General features: G+C 71.6%; 19 protein-coding genes and 1 pseudogene. 10 read left to right on the forward strand and 10 right to left on the reverse strand.

The features are described from left to right. Positions 1–2: 2 nt before the first annotated feature. Positions 3–1,463 (reverse strand): aldehyde dehydrogenase, encoded by a 1,461-nt coding sequence (locus SY2F82_RS01890; RefSeq protein ID WP_200417143.1) that lies wholly within the window; start codon positions 1,461–1,463, stop codon positions 3–5. Between the two features lie 347 nt (positions 1,464–1,810). On the opposite strand from SY2F82_RS01890, the gene SY2F82_RS01895 reads away from it, so the two are divergent. The 3 genes from SY2F82_RS01895 to SY2F82_RS01905 all read left to right on the forward strand — a co-directional run bounded on the left by SY2F82_RS01895 (position 1,811) and on the right by SY2F82_RS01905 (position 4,226). After that, complete coding sequence (locus tag SY2F82_RS01895) at positions 1,811–2,506, forward strand: glycerophosphodiester phosphodiesterase family protein (RefSeq protein WP_200417144.1); 696 nt, start codon at positions 1,811–1,813, stop codon at positions 2,504–2,506. 165 nt (positions 2,507–2,671) lie between these two features. Then, on the forward strand, positions 2,672–3,700 hold the full coding sequence (locus SY2F82_RS01900) for an MBL fold metallo-hydrolase (RefSeq protein ID WP_200417769.1): 1,029 nt from the start codon (positions 2,672–2,674) through the stop codon (positions 3,698–3,700). 70 nt (positions 3,701–3,770) lie between these two features. Beyond that, the gene (locus tag SY2F82_RS01905; RefSeq protein ID WP_200417770.1) at positions 3,771–4,226 is read left to right on the forward strand and encodes a nuclear transport factor 2 family protein; all 456 of its coding nucleotides are present in this window, start codon (positions 3,771–3,773) and stop codon (positions 4,224–4,226) included. Between the two features lie 15 nt (positions 4,227–4,241). On the opposite strand, the gene SY2F82_RS01910 is transcribed toward SY2F82_RS01905, so the two are convergent. Then, the gene (locus tag SY2F82_RS01910) at positions 4,242–4,913 is read right to left on the reverse strand and encodes a phosphotransferase (protein ID WP_200417145.1); all 672 of its coding nucleotides are present in this window, start codon (positions 4,911–4,913) and stop codon (positions 4,242–4,244) included. A 413-nt stretch (positions 4,914–5,326) separates the two neighbouring features. Between SY2F82_RS01910 and SY2F82_RS01915 the strand changes: the two genes are divergently transcribed. Next, on the forward strand, positions 5,327–5,755 hold the full coding sequence (locus SY2F82_RS01915; protein WP_200417146.1) for a transglycosylase SLT domain-containing protein: 429 nt from the start codon (positions 5,327–5,329) through the stop codon (positions 5,753–5,755). A gap of 113 nt (positions 5,756–5,868) precedes the next feature. On the opposite strand, the gene SY2F82_RS01920 is transcribed toward SY2F82_RS01915, so the two are convergent. Further along, on the reverse strand, positions 5,869–7,131 hold the full coding sequence (locus tag SY2F82_RS01920) for an alpha/beta hydrolase (RefSeq protein ID WP_200417147.1): 1,263 nt from the start codon (positions 7,129–7,131) through the stop codon (positions 5,869–5,871). 104 nt (positions 7,132–7,235) lie between these two features. On the opposite strand from SY2F82_RS01920, the gene SY2F82_RS01925 reads away from it, so the two are divergent. Then, positions 7,236–7,922 carry a YoaK family protein gene (locus tag SY2F82_RS01925; protein ID WP_200417148.1) on the forward strand — a complete coding sequence of 229 codons (687 nt, stop codon included), beginning with the start codon at positions 7,236–7,238 and terminating at the stop codon, positions 7,920–7,922. A 327-nt stretch (positions 7,923–8,249) separates the two neighbouring features. Here SY2F82_RS01925 and SY2F82_RS01930 read toward each other — a convergent pair whose 3' ends face one another. Beyond that, positions 8,250–9,485 (reverse strand): cytochrome P450, encoded by a 1,236-nt coding sequence (locus SY2F82_RS01930; protein WP_200417149.1) that lies wholly within the window; start codon positions 9,483–9,485, stop codon positions 8,250–8,252. Between the two features lie 258 nt (positions 9,486–9,743). Between SY2F82_RS01930 and SY2F82_RS01935 the strand changes: the two genes are divergently transcribed. Then, positions 9,744–10,913, forward strand: coding sequence for a steroid 3-ketoacyl-CoA thiolase (locus SY2F82_RS01935; RefSeq protein WP_200417150.1), 1,170 nt, complete (start codon positions 9,744–9,746; stop codon positions 10,911–10,913). On the opposite strand, the gene SY2F82_RS01940 is transcribed toward SY2F82_RS01935, so the two are convergent. Together SY2F82_RS01940 and SY2F82_RS01945 are read right to left on the reverse strand one after the other, a co-directional pair. After that, positions 10,897–11,103 (reverse strand): DUF397 domain-containing protein, encoded by a 207-nt coding sequence (locus SY2F82_RS01940; RefSeq protein ID WP_200417151.1) that lies wholly within the window; start codon positions 11,101–11,103, stop codon positions 10,897–10,899. The two genes, SY2F82_RS01935 and SY2F82_RS01940, sit on opposite strands and share 17 nt — an antisense overlap. Continuing rightward, positions 11,063–11,437, reverse strand: a pseudogene (locus tag SY2F82_RS01945) (DUF5753 domain-containing protein); the annotation flags it as partial. The pseudogene SY2F82_RS01945 and the gene SY2F82_RS01940, both read right to left, overlap by 41 nt. 579 nt (positions 11,438–12,016) lie before the next feature. Between SY2F82_RS01945 and proP the strand changes: the two are divergent. Together proP and SY2F82_RS01955 are read left to right on the forward strand one after the other, a co-directional pair. Next, the gene (proP, locus tag SY2F82_RS01950; RefSeq protein ID WP_200417152.1) at positions 12,017–13,396 is read left to right on the forward strand and encodes a glycine betaine/L-proline transporter ProP; all 1,380 of its coding nucleotides are present in this window, start codon (positions 12,017–12,019) and stop codon (positions 13,394–13,396) included. A 157-nt stretch (positions 13,397–13,553) separates the two neighbouring features. Next, positions 13,554–14,228 carry an O-methyltransferase gene (locus SY2F82_RS01955; RefSeq protein WP_200417153.1) on the forward strand — a complete coding sequence of 225 codons (675 nt, stop codon included), beginning with the start codon at positions 13,554–13,556 and terminating at the stop codon, positions 14,226–14,228. Between the two features lie 15 nt (positions 14,229–14,243). Here SY2F82_RS01955 and SY2F82_RS01960 read toward each other — a convergent pair whose 3' ends face one another. Beyond that, entirely contained in the window at positions 14,244–14,639 is a 396-nt protein-coding gene (locus SY2F82_RS01960) for an FHA domain-containing protein (protein WP_200417154.1), read from the reverse strand. Positions 14,640–14,757: 118 nt separating this feature from the next. Here SY2F82_RS01960 and SY2F82_RS01965 point away from each other — a divergent pair, with 118 nt between their 5' ends. Further along, positions 14,758–15,177, forward strand: coding sequence for a DUF1992 domain-containing protein (locus SY2F82_RS01965; protein ID WP_200417155.1), 420 nt, complete (start codon positions 14,758–14,760; stop codon positions 15,175–15,177). Positions 15,178–15,357: 180 nt separating this feature from the next. Here SY2F82_RS01965 and SY2F82_RS01970 read toward each other — a convergent pair whose 3' ends face one another. Both SY2F82_RS01970 and SY2F82_RS01975 read right to left on the reverse strand, forming a co-directional pair. Continuing rightward, the gene (locus tag SY2F82_RS01970) at positions 15,358–15,900 is read right to left on the reverse strand and encodes a hypothetical protein (RefSeq protein ID WP_200417156.1); all 543 of its coding nucleotides are present in this window, start codon (positions 15,898–15,900) and stop codon (positions 15,358–15,360) included. A gap of 5 nt (positions 15,901–15,905) precedes the next feature. Then, the gene (locus SY2F82_RS01975) at positions 15,906–16,580 is read right to left on the reverse strand and encodes a hypothetical protein (RefSeq protein ID WP_200417157.1); all 675 of its coding nucleotides are present in this window, start codon (positions 16,578–16,580) and stop codon (positions 15,906–15,908) included. 175 nt (positions 16,581–16,755) lie between these two features. Between SY2F82_RS01975 and SY2F82_RS01980 the strand changes: the two genes are divergently transcribed. Beyond that, on the forward strand, positions 16,756–17,247 hold the full coding sequence (locus tag SY2F82_RS01980) for a GNAT family N-acetyltransferase (RefSeq protein ID WP_200417158.1): 492 nt from the start codon (positions 16,756–16,758) through the stop codon (positions 17,245–17,247). Positions 17,248–17,257: 10 nt separating this feature from the next. On the opposite strand, the gene SY2F82_RS01985 is transcribed toward SY2F82_RS01980, so the two are convergent. Next, a complete protein-coding gene (locus tag SY2F82_RS01985; protein WP_200417159.1) occupies positions 17,258–19,378 on the reverse strand; it encodes an MDR family MFS transporter in 2,121 nt (706 codons plus the stop codon). Between the last annotated feature and the right edge of the window lie 162 nt (positions 19,379–19,540).

The following is a 19,540-nucleotide window of genomic DNA, read 5'->3' on the forward strand; positions in this document are numbered from 1 at the left end:
GGCTACGCCTCCCCGTACCCGGCCGGCAGATGGATCATCTTGTGCTCCAGGTACTCGCCGTACCCCTCGGGGCCGAACTCCCGCCCGAGCCCGGAGTTCTTGTAGCCGCCGAAGGGGCCGAGCATGTCGAGACTGAAGGTGTTCACCGAGTACGTCCCGGTACGGACCTGCCGGGCGACCTCGATGCCGTGCTCCACGTCCGCCGTCCACACGCTGCCGCTCAGCCCGTAGTCGGAGTCGTTCGCGATCTTCACGGCCTCGCTCTCGTCACCGTAGGGCAGCAGGCATATGACGGGCCCGAAGATCTCCTCCCGGGCGATCCGCATGGAGTTGTCCACGTCGCCGAAGAGCGTCGGCTCCACGTACCAGCCACGCTCCAGACCCGCGGGCCGCCCGCCGCCGGTGAGGATCTTCGCCCCCTCCTCCTGGCCGATGCGGATGTAGTCGAGGTTGCGCTGCTGCTGCCGCCGCGCCACCAGCGGCCCGACCTGCGTCGCGGGGTCCAGCGGGTCACCGACGACGAGGGCGCTCGCCGCGGCGGCGAAGGCGTCGGCGAACTCGTCGTAGCGCGAGCGCGGCACCAGGATGCGGGTCTGGGCGACGCAGGCCTGGCCGTTGTTCATCCAGGCGGCCGGGACGACCCCCGCCACGGTCGTCCCGACGTCCGCGTCCGGCAGCACCACGGCCGCCGACTTCCCACCCAGCTCCAGGGTCACGCGCGTCAGGTTCCGCGCGGCGACCTCCATGACCCGCTTGCCGGCCGCGACCGAGCCGGTGAAGGACACCTTGTCGATCCCCGAATGCCCCACGAGATACTCACTGACCTCGCGGTCCGCGGGCAGGATCGACAGCACACCCTCGGGCAGCCCGGCCTCACGGGCGATCTCACCGAGGAGGTACGCGTCGAGCGGAGACTCGGGCGACGGCTTCAGCACCACCGTGCAGCCGGTGAGCAGCGCGGGCGCGAGCTTGGCGGCGGCCACGAACTGCGGCACGTTCCACGGCACGACGGCCGCCACCACCCCGACCGGCTCGCGCCGCACCAGGATCCTCCCGAGAACGCCGTCCCGCCGTTCCTCATACGTGAAGTCGCGCGCGATCGTGATCGCCGCGTCCCACACCATCATCGCGCCGAGCGCCTGCGCGAGGACGCTCCAGGAGTACGGGGAGCCGTTCTCGCAGGAGATCACGCGGGCGATCTCCTCGTGCCGTACCGCGATCGCGTCCTTGATCCTCGTCACGACCCCGATCCGCTCGTCGAGCGCCATCCGCGGCCAGGGCCCCTCGTCGAAAGCGCGGCGCGCCACGGCGACGGCCCGGTCGACGTCCTCCCGCGAGGCGTGCGGCACCCGCCCGATGACCTCTTCCGTGTGCGGGGAGACCACCTCGATGACGTCCTCACCCAGGGGGTCGGTCAACTCCCCGCCGATGAACAGCTGTCCGTGTTCCACGAGCTCGGTCATGGCGACTGCCTCCTGCGGAGCCGGCGGTACCGTATCTGACGGCATTTCAGAACTGATACCAGTTCTGGTCCAACTAAGCCAGGTTCGGGGCCGAATAGGCCCCCACCAGCGGGTTTGCCTCATGTGGGGGTGCCGCCAAGCCGCGCCGGCCATGGCCGGCGAGACAGGCGGTGCGATCTCGGATCGTGTGTCTCGGGGCGCGCTCCGGCGCGGTCCCGGCGGGCCGAGCACGCGGCCGGACAGGCCCATTAGGCTTGGCGCTCCGACGGGCGGTCGCCCGCCGCCCGGTGCGGGGTTCGACACTCGTGCGGCTGCCCCGCACCACCACACCCGAGGACGGCAACCGAGTGTCTTTCTTCACCATCGGCCACCGCGGTGTCATGGCTGCCGAGCCGGAGAACACCCTGCGCTCCTTCCTGCGGGCCGAACGCGAGGGGCTGGACGGCATCGAACTCGACCTGCACCTGAGCAAGGACGGCCGGCTTGTCGTCATGCACGACGAGACCCTGGACCGCACGACGGACGGCTCCGGTCCGATCGCCGACCAGGAGTTGCGGAAGCTCAAGGAGCTCGACGCCGGTCTCGGCGAGCGCATCCCGACGTTCGAGGAGGTGCTGGACGCCGTCGGGCCGACGCTGCCGATCCAGGCGGAGATCAAGGACGTGGCCGCCGCCCGGTCGCTGGCCAAGGTGCTCACCGACCGCGACCTGCTGGACCGGGTCTCGGTGCTGTCGTTCCACGACGTGGCGCTGGTCGAGATCCACAACCTCCTGCCGCAGGCCCGCACCGTGCTGGTGGCAGGTCCCAGCGCGCACCGCGACACCTTCGTCGGCCGCGCCCAGAGGGTCGGTTCCACCCTGGTCAGCGTGGAGCTGCGCCAGCTGAACCGGGCCATCGTGGAGAAGTGCGGCGCCGCCGGCATCGACGTGATGGCCTGGACCGTCAACGACGAGCGCGACCTGGCACTGGCCCGGGCGCTCGGCCTGGTGGGCTGCGTGACCGACCAGCCCGGCATGAAGCGGCTGGCCGAGGCCACGGCCTGACCTCGGGACCCCTGCCGGCAACGACGGTTTTCCAGCTGGTCGGCGCAGGCCGGGGCGGAGCTTCGTCCGGCCGCTCTGATGTGAAACCAGTTCTAGTTATAGTGGGCCATGGCGAAGGGTGGGCGGGGTGGAGGCGCGATGACGACGAGTCAGGGCGGGGAGCCGGTGACACAGGTGCGCGACCACGGCGGGGGCGTACGGTCCTTCAGGGTTCCCATCCCGGACAACCCTCTCGGCCACACCCTCGTCCACCTCGTCGACACCGACCGCGGCCCGGTGCTGATCGACACCGGCTGGGACGACCCGGACTCCTGGGACGCGCTCACGCGGGGCCTGGCGGCGTGCGGCGCCTCACCCGCCGAGGTCTTCGGCGTCGTCATCACGCACCACCACCCCGACCACCACGGCCTGTCCGGCAGGGTCCGCGAGGCGTCCGGCGCGTGGGTCGCGATGCACGCGGCGGACACCGCGGTCGTACGGCGGACCCGCGAGACCCGCCCCGAGCGCTGGTACGCGTACATGGCCGACAAGCTGGCCGCGGCGGGCGCTCCCGAGGAGCACCTGGCCCCGCTGCGCGCCGCGCGCGGCCGCCGGGCCCTGCCGGGCCTCACCCCCGCGCTGCCCGACCGTGAGATCGTCCCCGGGGAACTTCTCGACCTCCCCGGGCGCCGCCTGCGCGCGATCTGGACGCCGGGGCACACTCCCGGCCACGTCTGCCTCCACCTGGAGGAGGACCACCCCGCCGGACTGCCCGGCCACGGCCGCCTGTTCTCGGGCGACCACCTCCTCCCCGAGATCACCCCGCACATCGGCCTGTACGAGGACCCGGACGACACCACCGCGACCGACCCGCTCGGCGACTACCTCGACTCCCTCGAGCGCGTAGGCCGCCTGGAGCCCGCCGAGGTGCTGCCGGCCCATCAGCACCCGTTCACCGACGCGCCGGGCCGCGTACGGGAGTTGCTGGCGCACCACGGGGAGCGGCTGACCGGGCTGCTGACCCTGCTGTCCGCCCCGCTCACCCCTTGGCAGCTCGCCGAGCGCATGGAGTGGAACCGTCCCTGGGAGCAGATCCCGTACGGCTCACGGCACATCGCGGTCGCGGAGGCCGAGGCCCATCTGCGCCGGCTGGTGAAGCTGGGCCGGGCGGAGGCGGTGGCGGGGAGCGATCCGGTGGCGTACGTGACGGCGTGAAAAAGCGCCGGCACGGCGCGTTCCGCGGCCGGTACCCAGACACATGGACGACATCGAAGACATGGAAAACATGGACCCCTTGGAACGCCTTCTGGCCGAACGCGCCTGTGAGCGCCTCGTCATCGACTTCGTCCGCCGCCTCGACCTGGGCGAGCCCTCCTCCGTGGCCGAGCTGTTCACCGAGGACGGCGTCTGGCAGTGGCCGGCACCGGGAGACGGGCGGCGGTCCGAGGGACGGGAAGCACTGCGGGAGTACTTCGGGTCACGGCCGGCGGACCGGCTCTCGCGCCGGATCATGTCCAACATCCTCGTCACGGTGACGTCGCCGGACACGGCCGAGGCCACGTCGTACTTCACGACGTACCGCGTCGACGGCTACTCCGGCGCCATGGTGCCGCCCGGCCCGCCGGTCCAGGTCGGCCACTACGAGGACACGTTCCGCAAGTCCGACGGCGCCTGGCTGCTCGCCTCGCGGACCCTCCACCTGCCCTTCGGCGGCCCGACCACACGGCTCCCGGCCGGCTGAGGCCTGTCTTCCGGATCAGCGCCGGAGCAGCGCGCGGACCAACGCCTCGGCCTCCCCGAGGGCTTCGACCTCGCGGTCGCTCATGGTGGGATTCGCCGTGCGGCGACTGCGGGCCTGCGCCAGACCCTCCTCGGTGAGCGCCGAGGCACCGGCCTGGCCCGCCGGCATGGCGCCCAGCAGTTCGCGCACGCCGTCCACGTGAGGTTCGCCGACCACGGCGGCCTGCGCCAGGATCACCGCGGACATGCCCCAGTCAAGCCCGGGCGCCCCCTCCTCGACGTTGGCCCAGTCGATGACCCTGGGGCCGTCCGCGGTCGTGATCACGTTCAGCGGGTGGGGATCGAGATGGAGGATGCGGACGGCCGGGGCGGCGGAGCGGCGGGCGGGGAGCGCGTGCAGCTCGCGCAGCAGCCGGGCGAGGATCGCGCCGGCCTCCTCGGGGCCGAGGCGGCCGGCCACGAGCGCGTCCAGCATCGTCGGGCCGTACAGCCGCTCCATCACGAGGTCGCCGCGCGTCGCAGCGCGGACGCCGGGCACAGGGTAGCCGTGGTCGCGGAGGTGCCCCATCACCAGGGCCTCGGCGGCCGCGTCCCCGTGCGGGTGCCGGTAGCGGCGCAGCACCCAGGTCCCGTCGATCTCGTACACGTCCGCACTGCGACCGGACCCGAGCAGCCTTCCGGGCTTCACGCCTGCGACCCCGGTCACATCTCCGCCCCCGTTCGTGCGGCGCGGGTCACACCGCACGATTTCGCACCGTATACCCGCTATTGGCGATAAGTGACCCAAACCGTGACGAGCCCCACGTGACCACCGTCACCTACGATGCCCGGCCGTAGATCGACTCGCATGGCATGCCTACGCCAATTGCCCGCGCGACCTGCGGTTTGAGAGCCAGGTCACACACGAGACTTTTCCGACGGGTGCGACCACAACTAGTAAAAGGGGTCATTGCGGACATCTCGCCGGCCTGCTTCTCTGGATGACGTCGCCAGGCGCCGACGAGCCCACCCGGGTCGCGGCGCCGACGCATGCCCCCCACCGCGTTCCTCGTGGTTCCGGCATGTTCGCGGCCCCCATGTACCCGAACGAAAAGGTTTCCTGTGACCGTCTCCTTCATCCGCCGCATCGCTTCCCCGAAGAAGGCCATCGCCGCCACCGCCGTCGCCGCCGCCGCCACCGGCGCGCTGCTCACCTCGGCGCCCGCCCAGGCCGCCACCCCGACCTCGGCGTCCGGCTCGGCCTCTTCCGCCCAGGCGATCGCGCACCAGATGATCCCGGACCCGGCGCAGTACGAAGCGTTCAACAAGATCGTCTCGCATGAGAGCGGCTGGAACCCCCACGCCACCAACGCCTCCTCCGGCGCCTACGGCCTGGTCCAGGCGCTGCCCGCCTCGAAGATGGCGTCCGCCGGCTCGGACTGGAAGACCAACCCGGCGACCCAGATCAAGTGGGGCCTGGACTACATGAACTCCCGCTACGGCAGCCCCGCGGCGGCGTGGAACTTCTGGTCCACCCACCACTGGTACTGATAGAGCCGGTCCACGCGACCACAGCGGTCCCGAGCGACCACACAGGTCCCACGACCGACCGCACGAAGGCGGCGGCCCCCGAATCCGGGGCCGCCGCCTTCGGCGTGTTCCGGTCAGCGGCGCACCGCGTCGAAGAACCGCACCACCTGCGGCGCCGACACGACGAACGACCCGAAGTGGTCCACCTGCCCCTGGTTCACGAGCCGCACCCGCCCGCCGTGCCCGGTGAGTCCGGCGGCGCAGCTGCGCGCGTTCCCGATCGGCACGTCGGTGTCGGCCGCCCCCGCGTACAGCCGCACCGGCACCTCGGGCTTCCAGTCGCAGGTGCCGTCGGCCGCACGCATCGCGGTCCGCAGCGCACCGCTCGGATGCCGCATCCGCTCGTGGAAAGCGGGCGTGAGCAGCTCGCTCACCCTGGGCGCCAGCGCCTTGACGACGTCCTCGTCCGCGTGGGTGCCGTCGAAGAGGGCCTCCACCCGGTCCGCATACGGGGCGCGGAACACCTCGAACGGCTTGTCGTAGAGGTGGTGCAGGCGGTTCTGCGCGACCAGCCAGTACGCGGTGTACAGCACACCACTGGTGTCGTTGACCCGGCCGTCGAACAGCGCCGGGACCTCCTGGCCCTCGATGTCGTACGGGCCGCTGACGGGCGCCAGTGCCTTGAGCCGGAACGTCCGGTCGGCCCCCTGCCGCAGCGCGCGTCCGAGCGCCATCGCGACCTGCCCGCCCTGGGAGAAGCCCGTCGCATAGACGTCGCCGGTGAGCGGCCGGCCGAGGCGGGCGGCCGCCGTACGGGCCGCGCGCAGCATGTCGACGGACGCCGTGACGGAGGAGCGGGTGTCCATGTAGGGGTGTCGGCCGGGGCCCTCGCCGAGGCCCAGATAGTCGGGCGCGGCGACGGCACGGCCGGCGCTCGCGTTCAGGTAGGAGGGGATGCGGCCGAAGTCGTCGCCCACGGAGGGGGCGTCACCGCGGTACACCATCGTGCCGTGCGTGTCCGACACCAGGTCGAGCCGGTGCGCGCCGCCGGCGGGCAGTGTGAGCAGACCGGTGGCAGTGGTGGGTTTCCCGTACGGGTCGACGGTCCGGTACGTCAGCCGGTATCCGGTCACGCCGTACCGCACGGTGTCCGTGGCGATGTCCCGGCCGGCCAGGAAGGTCCGTACGCCGGTGGCGTCCCGGGACAGGACCGGGGTAAGCGAGACGAGGGTGCCGCGACGGGGCGCTGTCGTGTCCGGCGCGTCCGGCGTGTGCGTCGCCGCGACCGCGGGGGCCGCGGCGAGGCCCGCGAGCAGGAGGGCCGCGGCGGCGGCGAGCCCGCGTCCGACCGTCCAACTCGTGTGGTTCTCTTGGTGTTTGCACGTGTCCTCACTCATGATCCGAGGCTATGGGCCGCCCCGTTCGCCCGGACATCCGAACATCCCCCGCGTCCGGGGTGTACCTGGGTACACCGCGCCCGTCCCACTGCCCGGAGGCCTCTATGAGCACTGACACACCGGTGGAGGAACCCGGAACGCGCGGACTGCGTCTGGTCCCCGCGCTCCTCGTGATGACCGTGATCAGCGGGATCGTCGACGCGGTGAGCTACCTCGGGCTCGGGCACGTCTTCACGGCGAACATGACCGGCAACGTGGTGGTGCTCGGCTTCGCCGCCGCCGGGGCGCCCGGCTTCTCCACCTCGCACGCGGTGGTCTCGCTGGGGTCGTTCCTGGTGGGGGCGGTGGCGGGCGGCCGCGCGGGCCGGCGGTACGGCGGCGGGTCACGGCGCGCCTGGGCCCGGCTGGCGCTCGCGGTCGAGGCGGTGCTGCTCGGGGCGTCGGCGGCGGTCGCCTTCATCGCGCCGGGCACCACCACGACCAGGTACACGCTGATCGCGGTGACGGCCTTCGCGATGGGGGTGCGCAACGCGACGGTACGGAAGCTGGCCGTGCCCGACCTGACGACGACCACCGTCCTCACCTCGACCCTGACCGGGCTCGCCTCGGACTCCCGGCTCGGCGGGGGCACGGGCAGGCGTTCCCGGCGCCGCGCGGCCTCGGCGATCTCACTGCTGGCGGGCGCCGTCCTGGGCGGGTGGCTGGTCGTCCACCACGGCCTGGGCTGGCCCCTGCTGCTCACGGCGGTGGCGACGGCCGTGCTCGCGGTGGTCGCGTCCGAGCGGGAGTGACGGCGTCTGCGCCGCGGCCCGCGGGGCGTCGGCGGCGCCCCGCGGGTGCCGGCGGCGCCCCGCGGGCGTCGGCAGCGCCCCGGTTCCGGTGACCACGCGTACCGCGAGCCGGTCCGGTAGGTGCCGGGCGCGGTCACCGTCAGCCGCGTGAAGCCGCCCCGGCTCAGGCACACCCCTCGGTGCGCAAGCACGGCGAGTGGGCGACCCGGACGGCGAGGCGGCCGCGCCGCGCGAGTCTCGGGGGAGGCAGGGGCGGGGCGTAGGGGTGATGCCCCTGCCTCCCTCGGGTCGGGCCGGCGGCGCCGGGAGGCCGGCGGCCCGGGTCCGTCAGCCCGCGGTGACCGGGAGCTCCTTCACGCCGTTGATCCAGGCGGAGCGCAGGCGGCGCGGGTCGCCGGCCGGTTTGATGTCCGGCATGGCGTCGGCGAGCGCGTCGAAGAGGAGGTCGATCTCCAGGACGGCCAGGGACTTGCCGAGGCAGTAGTGCGGGCCTCCGCCGCCGAAGCCGAAGTGCGGGTTGGGGTCGCGGGTGATGTCGAAGTCGTCGGGGTGGTCGAAGACCTCGGGGTCGTGGTTGGCGGAGGAGTAGAAGAGCCCCACGCGGTCGCCCTTCCTGATCTGCTTGCCGCCGAGCTCGGTGTCCTGGATGGCGGTGCGCTGGAAGGCGTTGACCGGGGTGGCCCAGCGGACGATCTCCTCGGCAGCGGTACGGGGCCGCTCCCGCTTGTAGAGGTCCCACTGGCCGGGGTGGGTGAGAAAGGCGTGCATGCCGTGCGTGATGGCGTTGCGGGTGGTCTCGTTGCCGGCGACGGCCAGCATCAGCACGAAGAACCCGAACTCGTCGGAGCTGAGGTTCCCCTCGTCCTCGGCGGCCACCAGCGTCGTCACGATGTCCTTCGCCGGGCACTGCTTGCGGTCGGCGGCCATGTTCATGGCGTACGCGATGATCTCGGTGGCCGACCGGGCGCCGACCTCCTCGGTGACGGCGTACTCGGGATCGTCGTACGCGATCATCCTGTTGGACCAGTCGAAGATCTTGGCCCGGTCGTCCTGAGGGATGCCGATCAGCTCGGCGATGGCCTGCAGCGGCAGTTCGCAGGCGACCTGGGTGACGAAGTCGAAGGGACCGTCGTGGGCGAGGGCGCCCTGCACGATGGCCCGGGCGCGGGCCCGCAGCCGCTCCTCCAGGGCCCGGATGGCGCGCGGGGTGAAGCCGCGCTGGACGATCTGGCGGACCCGGGTGTGTTCGGGCGGGTCCATGTTCAGCATGATCAGCCGCTGGGCGTCGATCGAGTCGCGCTCGATGTGCTCGTTGAACCGGATGATCGCGGTGTTGAGGGACGAGGAGAAGATCTCGGGGTGCGTGGAGACGTACTTGACGTCGGCGTGCCGGGTGACCGCCCAGTACCCCGCATCCTGGAAGCCCGCGAGCCCGGCCGGCTGGGGTATCCAGCACACCGGTTCCGCCCGGCGCAGTGCGGCGAACTCCGGCAGGGGCACGCGGTGGTGCAGCAGATCGGGATCGGTGAAGTCGAACCCGTCGGGCAGCGCGGGACAGGGCATGGGCGACCCCCACCATTCTGACGGTCTATCAGGAATTGCGGTGAAGGTAGTAACGGGTTCTACAAGCCGCAAGGGGCACGGCGCCCCGATTGCGTGCGAGACTCGTGCAGATCACGACTTCGGAGGCTGCACGACCCTTGCGGCCCTGGACGCTCTGTCAGCAAACTGCACACAGAACTAGAACGCGTACTAGTTCTGCGTGGCGGGTGGGCCGGGACGCCCGCGCCGCGCGGGTGACCGAGGAGAGGACGAGCCCCCATGGCCGCGGAACCCGTGATCGTCGAAGCCGTGCGCACCCCCATCGGCAGGCGCGGCGGCGCGCTCGCCCATCTGCACCCCGCCTACCTCCTGGGCGAGACCTACCGTGAACTCCTCGGCCGCACCGGCATCCCCGCCGACTGCGTCGAACAGATCGTCGGCGGCACGGTGACGCACGCCGGCGAGCAGTCGATGAACCCGGCGCGCACGGCGTGGCTGACGATGGGCCTGCCCTACGAGACGGCGGCGACGACGGTCGACTGCCAGTGCGGCTCGTCCCAGCAGGCGTCGCACATGGTGGCCAACATGGTCGCGGCAGGCGTGATCGACGTCGGGATCTCCTGCGGTGTGGAGTCGATGTCACGGGTGCCGCTCGGCTCGGGCTCCAAGCACGGTCCGGGCAAGCCCTTCCCCGACGAGTGGAACGTGGACCTCCCCAACCAGTTCGAGGCAGCCGAGCGGATCGCCCGCCACCGCGGCCTCACCCGCGAGAACGTGGACGCGCTGGGCCTGATCTCTCAGGAACGAGCGGCGATCGCCTGGTCGGAGGAGCGGTTCAAACGTGAGACGTTCGCCGTGCAGGTGCCGACGACGGAGGAGGAGCAGCGGGCCGGCCAGGGCATGTGGCGACTTGTCGACCGGGACGAGGGCCTTCGCGACACGTCGATGGAGGCGCTGTCCCGGCTGAAGCCGATCATGCCGACGGCGGTGCACACGGCGGGCAACTCCTCGCAGATCTCGGACGGCGCGGCCGCGATCATGTGGGCGTCGAAGCGGATGGCGCGCGCGCTGAAGCTGCGCCCGCGGGCCCGGATCGTGGCCCAGGCCCTGGTGGGTTCCGACCCGCACTTCCACCTGGACGGCCCGATCGACGCGACCAAGGCGGTACTGGGGAAGGCCGGGATGTCCCTGAGGGACATCGATCTGGTGGAGATCAACGAGGCGTTCGCGTCCGTGGTGTTGAGCTGGGCACAGGTCTTCGACCAGGACCTGGAGAAGGTGAACGTGAACGGGGGCGCGATCGCGCTGGGTCACCCGGTGGGAGCGACCGGGGCCCGGCTGATCACGACGGCACTGCACGAACTGGAGCGCACCGACAAGGAGTTCGCGCTGGTGACGATGTGCGCCGGGGGCGGGCTGGCGACCGGGACGATCATTCAGCGGTTGTAGCCGCCCAGCAGGCGAACGCCGTGAAGGCGGCCGGCGCGAGGGTGAGCACCGGTCCGGCGGGGGGCTTGGAGTCGCGTACGGCTACGGTGGCGCAGGGGGCGGCGGCGATCTCTACGCAGTTGCCGCCCTGGTCGCCGCTGTAGCTGGACTTACGCCACTGGATCCCTGCCGGCTTCGCCTTGCTCTCCATAGCGTTCCTCCATCACGCGCCGGATCAGCGTCGCCGAGTCCTTTAGGGACAGTGCGGCGGCCTGAAGATGATCGTAACGGAGCGAGCAGTCTTTGACGGTGTCCGGATTGGCGGTTGGATGCCCGCTGCCGTACCCCTCGGTGTAGACGATGGTCGGATCGCTCGCGAATCGATAGACGTCGAACGGGCCTTGAAGTCCCGCATGCGCTCCGGCCGAAAACGGCAGCACCTGGATGTTGATCAGAGGGTTGTTGTCGAAGGACAACAGGTGGCCCAGTTGCTCCCGCATGGTCTCGAGGCAATCGATCTCCAGGTGCAGGGCGGCCTCGGAGAGGTGTGCTCCACGTTCGCCGCGCCTCGTCGGTCCTCCCGCCGCATCGGTCCCGTATGTCCCGTTTCGCCGGTCGCTGCCCCGACTCTATGAGGTTCCCGCCCCCCTCACTGTGGGACGCGGGCAACCCGGGGCAACCCCCTCACCCGGAGGTCCGCTCCCCCCTTCAGCAGCATGGCGACCGGGCGCGGACGGTTCGGTTCCGGCTTCGGTACGCGAGATGGATCACAGAATGACCGGCGGCCGAACGGGCACAGCGGACCCGTCGCCCCTGGACATCGCGTTTTTCGCGCTCTGGGCGATGGACCGGCTACGGTCCGTTATGGCGGCAAGTTCCCTTATGGTCGTTTTTGGGTCGGCCCTCACGGCCGGCCCCCGGCCCGTCCCTCGTGCGGCAGGCCCCGGCTCGGCCCCGTGTGCGGCCTCCGGCCCGCCGTACGAGACGCAGCAGACGTACGACGACGTACGAGGCGTACGAACAGACACGAAGACGTGCGAACAGGTATCAGGCGTACACCCTCGTACGCCCTGACGACGGCGGGCCCCGTCCTTGTCCCCGTCGAAAGGCAGGCGAGCGGAATCTTGCCGACCGTCGCTCCACCCTCAGTATCCGACGCACCCCCGTCCACCGATCGCCCGAAGGCCACGGTCACCGATCCGGCGCTGGTCAAGCGCGCCGTACAGGCCGCCGCGCTCGGCAACGCCATGGAGTGGTTCGACTTCGGCGTCTACAGCTACATCGCGGTCACGCTGGGCAAGGTGTTCTTCCCGTCCGGCAACTCCACCGCGCAGTTGCTGTCCACCTTCGGCGCGTTCGCCGCGGCCTTCCTGGTCCGCCCGCTCGGCGGCATGGTCTTCGGGCCGCTCGGCGACCGCGTCGGGCGGCAGAAGGTGCTCGCCGTCACCATGATCATGATGGCGATCGGCACGTTCTCGATCGGCCTGATCCCGTCCTACGCGGCGATCGGCGTCGGCGCGCCGGCCCTGCTGCTCGTGGCCCGGCTGGTGCAGGGCTTCTCGACCGGTGGCGAGTACGCGGGCGCGTCCACGTTCATCGCCGAGTACGCGCCGGACAAGAGGCGCGGCTTCCTCGGGAGCTGGCTCGAGTTCGGCACGCTCGCCGGATACATCGGCGGCGCGGGCCTGGTCACCCTGATGACGGCCCTGCTGTCCTCCGAGGACCTGGTGTCCTGGGGCTGGCGGATCCCGTTCCTGATCGCCGGTCCGATGGGCGTCATCGGGCTCTACCTGCGGCTGCGCCTGGAGGAGACCCCGGCGTTCGCGGCCGAGGTGGAGAAGGCCGAGGCCGCCAGGCCCAAGGTGCCGCTGCGCGAGATGATCACCGGCCAGTGGAAGATGCTGCTGCTGTGCATGGGGCTGGTGCTCGTCTTCAACGTCACCGACTACATGCTGCTGTCCTACATGCCGAGCTATCTGACCAGTGAGCTGAAGTACGACGAGACGCACGGGCTGCTGGTCGTGCTCGCCGTGATGGCGCTGATGATGATCGTGCAGCCGTTCGTGGGCGCGCTGACCGACCGGGTCGGCCGCCGTCCGGTGATCGCGGCGGGGTGCGCGGGCTTCCTGTTCCTGTCCGTCCCGGCCATCCTGCTGATCCGCCAGGGCAGTCTGCTCGCGGTCGCGCTCGGCATGGGTGCGCTGGGTCTGCTGCTGGTCTGCTTCACGGCGGCCATGCCGTCCGCCCTGCCGGCCCTCTTCCCGACCCGCGTCCGCTACGGCTCGCTGTCGATCGGCTTCAACGTCTCGGTGTCGCTGTTCGGCGGCACGACCCCGCTGGTGGTCACGGCGCTGATCGGCGCGACCGGGAACATGATGATGCCCGCCTACTACATGATGGCGGCGGCCGTGATCGGCGGTGCCGCGGTGTGGTTCATGGCCGAGTCGGCGGGCCGCCCGCTGCCGGGTTCGGCACCGTCGCTGGAGCGGGGCGCGAAGCGCTGATCCGGTCCACCTGAGCCGACTCCCGGGTGACGTGCCGCTCGACAGTGCGGCACGTCACCCGACTGGTGGAAATCGGCTGACACGCCACCCTGCCCTGGCTATATTCGTTAGCGAGCCTAGTTAGGTGATCTAACCAGCCATATGAAAGGCATGGTGCATGAGCACAGCGCAACAGCTCTGGGACGACGTCGACGCCTACTTCACGGACCTGCTCGCCCCCGAGGACGAGGCGCTCACCGCGGCCCTGCGGGACAGCGACGCCGCGGGACTGCCGCACATCAACGTGGCGCCGAACCAGGGCAAGCTGCTCCAGCTCCTGGCCCGGATCCAGGGCGCCCGCCGCATCCTGGAGATCGGCACGCTCGGCGGGTACAGCACGATCTGGCTGGGCCGCGCCCTGCCCCCGGACGGCCGGCTGATCACGCTGGAGTACCGGGCCGAGCACGCGGAGGTCGCCCGCCGGAATCTGGAACGAGCGGGCCTCGCCGGGATCACGGAGGTGCGCGTCGGTCCGGCGCTGGAGTCGCTGCCCAAGCTGGCCGAGGAACAGCCCGAGCCGTTCGACCTGGTGTTCATCGACGCGGACAAGGTCAACAACGCGCGCTACGTCGAGTGGGCGCTGAAACTGACCCGCCCCGGCAGCCTGATCGTCCTCGACAACGTGGTGCGCGGCGGCCAGGTCACCGACGCGGGCAGCGAGGACCCGAGCGTGCGGGGGACCCGGGCCGCGCTGGAACTGATGGCCTCGAACCCGAAGTTGAGCGCGACGGCGGTGCAGACGGTGGGCAGCAAGGGGCACGACGGGTTCGCGCTGGCCCGGGTGGTGGGCTGACCACCCGGGCGGTCCTCAGGCCTCCTGGTAGAAGCCCACGTTGACGCTGCGCGGGGCGGTGCGGTCCTGGATGACCAGCTCACCGGGGGCGCCCTGCGGGAGCTGGACCGCCCCGCCGTAGGGCAGGGGCTGCGCGGGGTGCCCGGCGAGGGTGAGCAGGACCTCTGAGGAGGGGTCGGGCTGGGAGCCGCGCAGCCAGGTGACCTGCCAGACACCGTCGGGGCCGCACTGGAACTCCAGATGGACGCGGGAGACGAACAGCCAGTCGTCGGGGGTCGCCAGCCGGCACACGGACCTGTCCCGGCCCACCCGCAGCACGGTGCCCGGGTCGCTGGGCGCGTCGGCCATCTGCATGCCGGCCGTCGCCCCGGCGTCCGCCGCGGAGACCGAGGCCATGGTGAGTTCGAGCACGTGCGCTCCTTCTGGTGCGGCGGTTCAAGTGTGCTGCGGTCCGGCCCGATTGGCGTGCCGCGCCGGAATGATAATTCGCCCGATCGCCCTGCCGGGTGACGTCGCGCACAATGAACCCATGACCGAGCGCAAGCCACCCGGTGTCAGCTTCGAGTCGTTCGCCGACAAGCAGATCCGTGACGCCCAGGCACGAGGCGAGTTCTCGAACCTCGCCGGCGCGGGCGAGCCGTCACCGGCCGTCAGCGACACGGCGTACGACGAGCTGTGGTGGATCAAGCGCAAGATGGCCCGCGAGGGGATCTCGGTCCTGCCGCCGACGCTGGCCCTGCGCAAGGAGGCGGAGGACACGCTGGCGGAGGCCGCTCGGGCACCGTCGGAGCGGGTGGCACGGCGACTGGTCGAGCAGTTGAACGTGAAGATCCGCGACATGATGTTCAAGCCGCCGCCTGGCCCGCCGCTGGGCCTGAAGCCGTACGACGTGGAGGCCGTCGTCGAGGAGTGGCGCGAACGCCACAGGGGTCGCTCGGGAGCGGGCTGAGCGCCCGGAAGAGGGGCCGGGAAGGCGGCAGGCCGACCACAGCGGCCGTCCAGCCGGGCGGCCGCCGGGCCGGCGCGGTGACACAGCGAGCGGGGCCGACCCGGAGGTGTCGTCCGGGTCGGCCCCGCCCGGCGGGGGCCGCTCGCATTCCGGGCGGGCCCCGCTCGCCCCGGGGGCCGCTCACATGTTCAGCAGCCGCTCCGCCGTCGCCCGGTAGTCCCGGAGCGCCAGTCGCAGCTGTTCCGTGTCGCCCGTCGGGTGGGCGGCGTCGCCCGTTTCCTGCCAGGACGCCTTCAGGGTCCGGCGCCGGGAGGACACGGCCTCCGCGAGGCGCGAGGCGACCTCCTGGACCACCTGGTCCGCCTCCTCCACGGCCTCCTTGGGCCGGTCGACGAACCTGCCGACCGCGTGCTGCAACCGCAGCTCGAACTTGTCGCACTCGTCGCGCGGCAGCAGCCGGGGCTCCCGCGAGGAGTCCGCCGGGGACGGCCGGGACTCGCCGGTATCCGGCCGGAACTCCGCCGCCGACCGGGGCTCACCCGTCCCGGGCCGGTACTCGCCCGCGACCCGGGACTCCCCTGCCTCCGGCCGGAACTCCGCGCCCGACCGGCGCTCACCCGTCTCGGGCCTGAACTCCGCCGCCGACCGGGGCTCTCCGGTGTCGGGCCGACGCCCCGTCGCTTCCGGGCGTTCGGCGGCGCCGCCCGGTGTCCATTCCGTCATCGCCCTCAACTCCCCTTCACATGCTGCCTGTGGAACGCCCACGGCAGACGGGACGGCCCGGCGTTGCCGGCGGCGTGCCGGGGCGTCTTCTCGGTGGGGCCGACCGACTGCCGGCGTGGGGGTGCCACCAGGTCCTCGAAGAGCGCACGCGCCTCCAGCATGGCCTCACGCATCTCCTCCGTGTCCGAGCCGTCCGCGGAGATGCCGGTGTCCGGGGTGTGGGCGGCCCGGTGCAGCCGGCGGTAGCCGTGGACGTGGTGGGCGTGGTGCACGGACAGCGCGTCGAGCTGCTCCTCGTAGCGTGCGCCGTCCGGGAAGCCCCGCATGCCCGCCAGCTCGGCGAGCAGGCGGTCCGCCTCGGCCACCGCCTCACCCGGGGAGTCGACGAAGCGCTCCTGCGCGGCCGCCCAGCGCGCCGCGTACCGTTCGCGCTCGGCCGGCTCCAGAGGGTGCTCGTTCAGCGCGCCGTACTTGTTCAGCCGCTCGGACAGTTCGCGCTCCGCGGCCTTGGTGTCGCCGTCGTGTCGGGCCACGGTCCGCTCGTACTCCGGTCCGAAGCGGCGCTTCAGGCTCCGACCGCCGACCGCGCCCCGGGCCTTCGGGGACACGGCGGCAGCGCCCGCGAGGGCGGCCGCCACGATCACGATCACGATCAGAGCGATGATCCAGCCTGTGGACATGAGTGCCTTCCGGGGTTGCCTTCAGGTCTTACGGCCCGGCGGGCCGTCTCCCGCCCGGGTTGCCCGGACGGCCGCCCCCAAACGAGCCGCCCGGCCCCGTGCCGCCGCACGGCCCGGGAGGGGCGCACGTAATTCGTTTGCGTGCCCCACCCGGGCCCTTTGGAGAATGTGCCGCATGAGCTGGACCATCGCCCCGGAACCCTTCGACTCCCCGGTCGCCGCCGCGCTGTGGCGGGCGTACTACACGGAGGTCAGCGACCGCTGGTACCTGTTGCACGAGGGGCGTCGCACGCAGGCTGACGAGCTGGAGCGCGAGATCGCCGCCGACAGGGGCGACTACCTGGCGCCTCCCGGCGGTGTGCTGCTGGTGGCCCGTCATGACGGCCGCCCGGCGGGCATGGCGGGCGTACGCCTGATGGATCCGGCGACCGCCGAGCTCAAGCGGGTCTTCGTGCACCCGGACGTGCGTGGCAAGGGCGGCGCCCCGCTCCTGGTGACCGCCGCCGAGGATGCGGCCCGCGCGCTGGGCGCCGGGCGGATGGTGCTCGACACCCGCAACGATCTGGTGGAGGCCCGCGCCCTGTACGCGCGCCTGGGATACGAGGAGACAGCGCCGTACAACGACAACGACTACGCGGAGCACTGGTTCGCCAAGCAGCTGACCTGAGCGACCCGCCCTAGACGGCCCGGCCGAGCTGTCGCGGCGTCGTCGAGCCGTTGTGCGGGCGTTCCGCGTCCGAGCCGCACAGTTCCGCGTTCAGTTCCTGGACCAGCTTGATCAGGTCGGTCGGACGGTCGGGGCCCCACCAGTCGCCGAGCAGTTCGGCCAGGGACTCCTCACGCGCCTCGGCGAGGCGGTCGGCGACCTCGCGCCCCTGTTCGGTCAGCACCAGGTCGAGCCCTTCGCGCACGCCGAGGCGCCGCTCCTCCACCTGCCGTGCGGCGGCGATGATGACGGGCAGCGGAACCGAGCTGCGCTCGGCGAGCAGCGCCGGCTCGGCCCAGCCGTGCTTCTTGATCCGCAGCAGCAGCCAGCTCGTCGCGGGCAGCAGGTCGTACCCGGCCCGCCTGGTGATCTTCTCGTAGATCTGCCGGCGCCCCTCCCGGGAGCCGAGCAGGGACAGCGCGCGACTGGCCTCCTCGTACGACGAGCGGTGCACCGGATTGCTCGCCAGGGTCTCCGACACGTCCGGTGCCGTGACCGAGCCGCGCAGCTTGTCCTCGCGCAGGAACCAGGCCAGGACGAAGCCGAGGAGGGCGACCGGTGCGGCGTAGAGGAAGACGTCGGTGATGGAGGAGGAGAACGCGTGCAGCACGGAGGGCCGGGCGGTGGGCGGCAGGGCCGCGATACCGCGCGGGTCGGCCTTCAGGGCGGCCGGGGTGACGCCCGGCGGGAGCGGATGCCCGGCGAGCGCGGCCACGAGCTTGTCGGCGAGGCGGCCCGCGAAGATCGTGCCGAAGACGGCCACGCCGAACGAGGCGCCGATGGAGCGGAAGAAGGTGGCGCCGGAGGTGGCGACGCCCAGGTCCTCGTAGGCGACGGCGTTCTGCACGATCAGCACCAGCACCTGCATGACGAGGCCGAGGCCGAGGCCGAAGACGAAGAAGTAGCCGCTCATCTCGGCGGTGCTGCTGTTCTCGGTGAGCCGGTGCAGCAGGAGCAGGCCGATGGTGGTGACGCCGGTGCCCGCGATCGGGAACACCTTCCAGCGGCCGGTGCGGCTGACGATCTGGCCGGAGGCGGTGGAGGACAGCAGCATGCCGGCCACCATCGGCAGCATGTGCACACCGGACAGGGTGGGGCTGATGCCGTGGACGATCTGCAGGAACGTCGGCAGGTACGTCATCGCGCCGAACATCGCGAAGCCGACGATGAAGCTGATGACGGCGGAGAGCGTGAAGGTGCGGACGCGGAAGAGCTTCAGCGGAAGGACGGGCTCGGCGGCGCGGCGTTCGACGAGGAGGAACGCCACGAGCAGCACGCCGCCGAGGGCGGCCAGGCCGGCGATCTGCGGTGAGCCCCAGGCCCAGGTGGTGCCGCCGAGCGAGGCGACGAGGACCAGGCAGGTGGCGACGGAGGCGATGAGGAGGGTGCCGAGGTAGTCGATGACGTGCCGTTCGGCCTTTCGTGGGATGCGCAGGGCCGTGGCGATCACGGCGAGGGCGACCGCACCGACGGGCAGGTTGACGTAGAAGACCCAGCGCCAGCTGAGGTGCTGGGTGAACAGGCCGCCGAGCAGCGGGCCGAGGACGCTGGTCGCACCGAAGACGGCACCGAAGAGGCCCTGGTAGCGGCCCCGTTCCCGGGGCGGGACGATGTCGCCGACGATCGCCATCGACAGCACGATGAGCCCACCGCCGCCGAGCCCCTGCAGGGCGCGGAAGCCGATCAGCTCGGGCATGTTGCGCGCCATGCCGCACAGCGCGGAGCCGATCAGGAAGAGCACGATCGCGGCCTGGAACAGCTTCTTGCGCCCGTACTGGTCGCCGAGCTTGCCCCACAGGGGCGTGGCCGCGGTGGAGGCGAGCAGATAGGCGGTGACCACCCAGGACAGATGCTCCAGACCGCCGAGGTCGCTGACGATGGTGGGCAGCGCGGTGGAGACGATCGTCTGGTCGAGGGCGGCCAGCAGCATGCCGAGCAGCAGTGCGCCGATGGACACGAGGACGCCGCCGTGCACGCTGTCGTCGCCGGGCGCGTGGCGTGCGGCGACGGAGCTCGCGGGCGTGCCCGCACCGGTCCCGGTGCCGGGACGCGTGCCCTTCCCTGCCGCCCTGCCCTGGGTGTCATCGGTCATGAAGGCCTCCCGTGGACGGTCGTACGACCTCCGTGCGCTGTCGTCCATCGTGCACTCTCATCGTGGTGGGTGTGACCTGTTATGGCCTGTTGAGTCCTGATGGGAGGGAGGAATTCCGGGGGCTGCAGGGAGATTCCGTGAGGGAGATCTGCATAATTTCTG

It is taken from the genome of Streptomyces sp. Y2F8-2 (assembly GCF_014905555.1).
In the GTDB taxonomy this organism is placed as follows: domain Bacteria; phylum Actinomycetota; class Actinomycetes; order Streptomycetales; family Streptomycetaceae; genus Streptomyces; species Streptomyces cynarae.